A 2,925-nucleotide genomic window follows, 5' to 3' on the forward strand; every position below is an offset into this window, starting at 1 on the left:
GCGCGAAACCGCCGCTCGCTCGCCGCCAGCTCGTTTTGCAGGCGCGCCTGCGGCGTGATGTCGCGCGTCACCATGACGACCCGCGCGCCGCCGCCACCGACATCCGGCAGCCGCGCGCAGCGGGCCGCGCACACGCGCGTCGCGCCTCCCACGACATACTCGAACACGAGCGACTCGTGGCCGCCGCGCGCGGCGACCGACGCGATCGTCGCGCGCACCAGGTCCGCGACCGCGGCCGGCATCCACGCGCCGAGCGGGCGCCCCACGACCTGGTCGGGCGGTGCGGGCAGCAAGCGCACGTCGCCGAACACGTCCACGGACACGCCGTCGGCGTCGAACACGCACACCAGGTCCGGCAGCGCGCTCAGCACGCTTCGCAGGTACTCGGACACGCGCCGGCCTCCGCGAGCTGGGTCAACGACCTCATCATAGCGCCGCCGACGCGGCAGGAGCCAGCAGGACCGCCGATCAGCGCGGCCGCGGCGCGAACCGGCGCAGCCGGCGACACGCTTCGTCGAGCTCGTCGTCGCGCTTCGCGAAGCAAAACCGCAGCAGGCCGTCGCCTTCCCGGCCGCGGTAGAACGCCGACCCCGGGACCGCGGCGACGCCGCCGCGCTCGAGCAGGTCCATGGCGCACGCGCGGGCAGTTTCGTAGCCGAAATGGTCGATCCGCGCGAGCACGTAGTACGCCCCTTGCGGCACGATCGGGCGCATGCCGGCGTCGGCCAGCGCGGCGCACAGCCGGTCCCGCTTGCGCTGGTAGGTCGCGGCCAGATCGCAGAGCGCCTCCGGCGGCGCGGCGAACCCGGCCAGCGCGCCGTACTGCAGCGGCGCCGGCGCGCAGATGTAGAACAGGTCGTGGACCAGCGCGATCGCGCGCGCCATCGCCGGCGGCGCCACCGCGTAGCCGAGCCGCCAGCCCGTGATACTGAACGTCTTCGACAATCCCATGATCGTCACGGTGCGCTCGCGCAGGTCGGCCACCGTCGCGGGACTGACGTGGTCCCTCCCGTCGTAGCGGATGTACTCGTAGATCTCGTCGGTGATCACGAGCAGATCGCGCTCGCGCGCCACGTCGGCGACGGCCTCGATCTCGGCGCGATCGAACATCTTGCCGCTCGGATTCGAAGGTGTACATACCACGATTGCGCGCGTGTTCGGGCGCAGTGCCGCGCGCAGCCGGTCGGCCGTCAACGCGAAGTCGGGCGGCTCGAGCGTCGCGAACCGCGGCTCGATGCCGGCGACGATCGCGGTGTTGAGGTGATAGCCGTAATACGGCTCGAGCAGCAGCAGTCCGTCCCCCGGGTCCAGCAGCGCGTGCAGCGCGCAGGTGAACGCGCCGCTGGAGCCGACCGTCACGACGATCTCGTCGCGCGGGTCGGCGTCGATCCCGTTGTCGCGTGCGAGCTTCGCCGCGATCGCCTCGCGCAATTCCGGGATGCCCTCGGGATACGTGTAGCTGTGCGGCCGCTCGTCGAGCGCGCGCTTCGCTCCGGCGACCACCGCCTCCGGCGGCGGCAGGTCGCCGAGCCCCTGGCCCAGGTTGATGCCGCCGACGCGGTCGCACTCGCGGGTCATGCGGCGAATGTCAGATTGGACGAGCCCGCCGAGCCGCCTCGCTAGAAATTCGCGCATGCGTGCGCGTACCATGACCGCATGGCGTACATCAAGACGGTCGCCGACGACGAAGCCACCGGCGCACTCGCGCGCGAATACGACGCGGCACGGCGCCGCGCGGGCCGGGTCTACAACGTCGTCCGCGTGCAGAGCCTCAACCCGCGCGTCATGTCGGCGTCGCTTCGCCTCTACAGCGCGATCATGCTCGGACCGTCGAGCCTGTCGCGCGCCGAGCGCGAGATGATCGCGGTCGCGGTGTCGCGGCACAACGACTGCTTCTATTGAACGCAGGCTCACGGAGAGGATCTCCGTGCCGTCACCGGCGACGACGCCCTCGCCGACGCGATCATGACCGACTACCGCGCGGCGGATCTGCCGCCGCGCGCGCGCGCCATGCTCGACTTCGCCATCGCCATCACCGACGACCCGCACGCGTCGACGCCCGAGCGCATCGACGCGCTGCGCGCCGCCGGACTCACCGACGAGGACATCCTCAACGTCGTGCAGGTCACCGGCTTCTTCAACTACTACAACCTGATGGTCGAGGCGCTCGGCGTCGACCCCGAGCCGGACTGGCCGGCGCGGTAGCGGGCGCGCGGCGGCGGGTCGCCGCGGGCTGCCGCGCGAGCTGTCACCCGGCAGGCGACAGTTCGCGCACGCCGGTCGCCCGGCCGGCGACAATCGCGCGACCAGCACCGCCGGCGCGGCCAGCGGTTTCGAGGCTCTGCGCGCGCCGCCGCCGCTCCGGTCTGCTGGCATACGCCTTGCGTTAGCCGGCACACCACCTGACCTGCCAAGGAGACACCCATGAAGCTGCGATTCCTGCTCGGAGCGGCGCTCGCCGGCTCCATCGCCCTCGCCACCGCCTGCAGCACCGAGGGCGAGACCGAGTGCGACGAGGCCACCGCCAAGCTCGACGACTGCAACCTCCCGAGCGTCGCCACGTTCGGTGCGACCTGCGAGGGCGTGAGCCTGTGTGAGGCGCGCTGCATCAACACCCACTCGTGCGAACAGATCCGCGAGGCGGTCGTTCAGCTCACGCCGAACGACTACTCGGCCTGCGACGACGCCTGCCAGTGACCCCCACCGGAGGACCACGATGACCTGCAAGTCCATCGCGATGATCGCGGCGCTGTGTGCCGGCGCCTTCGCCTGTCACCCGACCCCCGCGCCGAGCGCGGGACCGACCACCGTGTACGTCAACGACGGCACCGCCGCGGCCCAGCCCGCCGCGCAGCCCGCGCCGGCGGCGGCCGCGCAGCCCGCGCCGGCGGCGGCCGCGCAGCCCGCGCCGGCGGCGGCGCCCGC

At 72.5% G+C, this 2,925-nt stretch carries 6 protein-coding genes; 4 read left to right on the forward strand and 2 right to left on the reverse strand.

Annotated features, from left to right (window positions below):
- Both D6689_06725 and D6689_06730 read right to left on the reverse strand, forming a co-directional pair.
- Positions 1 to 392: hypothetical protein (locus tag D6689_06725; GenBank protein RMH42900.1), on the reverse strand; the 392-nt coding region annotated here is incomplete at its 3' end.
- A gap of 76 nt (positions 393 to 468) precedes the next feature.
- Entirely contained in the window at positions 469 to 1,635 is a 1,167-nt protein-coding gene (locus D6689_06730) for a pyridoxal phosphate-dependent aminotransferase (protein ID RMH42901.1), read from the reverse strand.
- 21 nt (positions 1,636 to 1,656) lie between these two features.
- Between D6689_06730 and D6689_06735 the strand changes: the two genes are divergently transcribed.
- From D6689_06735 to D6689_06750, 4 genes are all read left to right on the forward strand, one after another.
- Entirely contained in the window at positions 1,657 to 1,902 is a 246-nt protein-coding gene (locus D6689_06735) for a hypothetical protein (protein ID RMH42902.1), read from the forward strand.
- A gap of 63 nt (positions 1,903 to 1,965) precedes the next feature.
- Complete coding sequence (locus D6689_06740) at positions 1,966 to 2,205, forward strand: hypothetical protein (GenBank protein RMH42903.1); 240 nt, start codon at positions 1,966 to 1,968, stop codon at positions 2,203 to 2,205.
- Positions 2,206 to 2,424: 219 nt separating this feature from the next.
- Positions 2,425 to 2,697: a hypothetical protein gene (locus D6689_06745; protein ID RMH42904.1), complete on the forward strand. Its 273-nt coding sequence runs from the start codon at positions 2,425 to 2,427 to the stop codon at positions 2,695 to 2,697.
- A gap of 19 nt (positions 2,698 to 2,716) precedes the next feature.
- A partial coding sequence (locus D6689_06750) for an AraC family transcriptional regulator (GenBank protein RMH42905.1) occupies positions 2,717 to 2,925 on the forward strand: 209 nt, incomplete at its 3' end.

It is taken from the genome of Deltaproteobacteria bacterium, from assembly GCA_003696105.1.
Taxonomy (GTDB): Bacteria; Myxococcota_A; Polyangia; order Haliangiales; family J016; genus J016.

Excerpts from the sequence above, each read along its gene's own strand:
- D6689_06730 (RMH42901.1), bottom strand. The coding sequence starts at position 1,635 with ATGCGCGAATTTCTAGCGAGGCGGCTCGGCGGGCTCGTCCAATCTGAC.
- D6689_06735 (RMH42902.1), top strand. The coding sequence starts at position 1,657 with ATGGCGTACATCAAGACGGTCGCCGACGACGAAGCCACCGGCGCACTC.
- D6689_06740 (RMH42903.1), top strand. The coding sequence starts at position 1,966 with ATGACCGACTACCGCGCGGCGGATCTGCCGCCGCGCGCGCGCGCCATG.
- D6689_06745 (RMH42904.1), top strand. The coding sequence starts at position 2,425 with ATGAAGCTGCGATTCCTGCTCGGAGCGGCGCTCGCCGGCTCCATCGCC.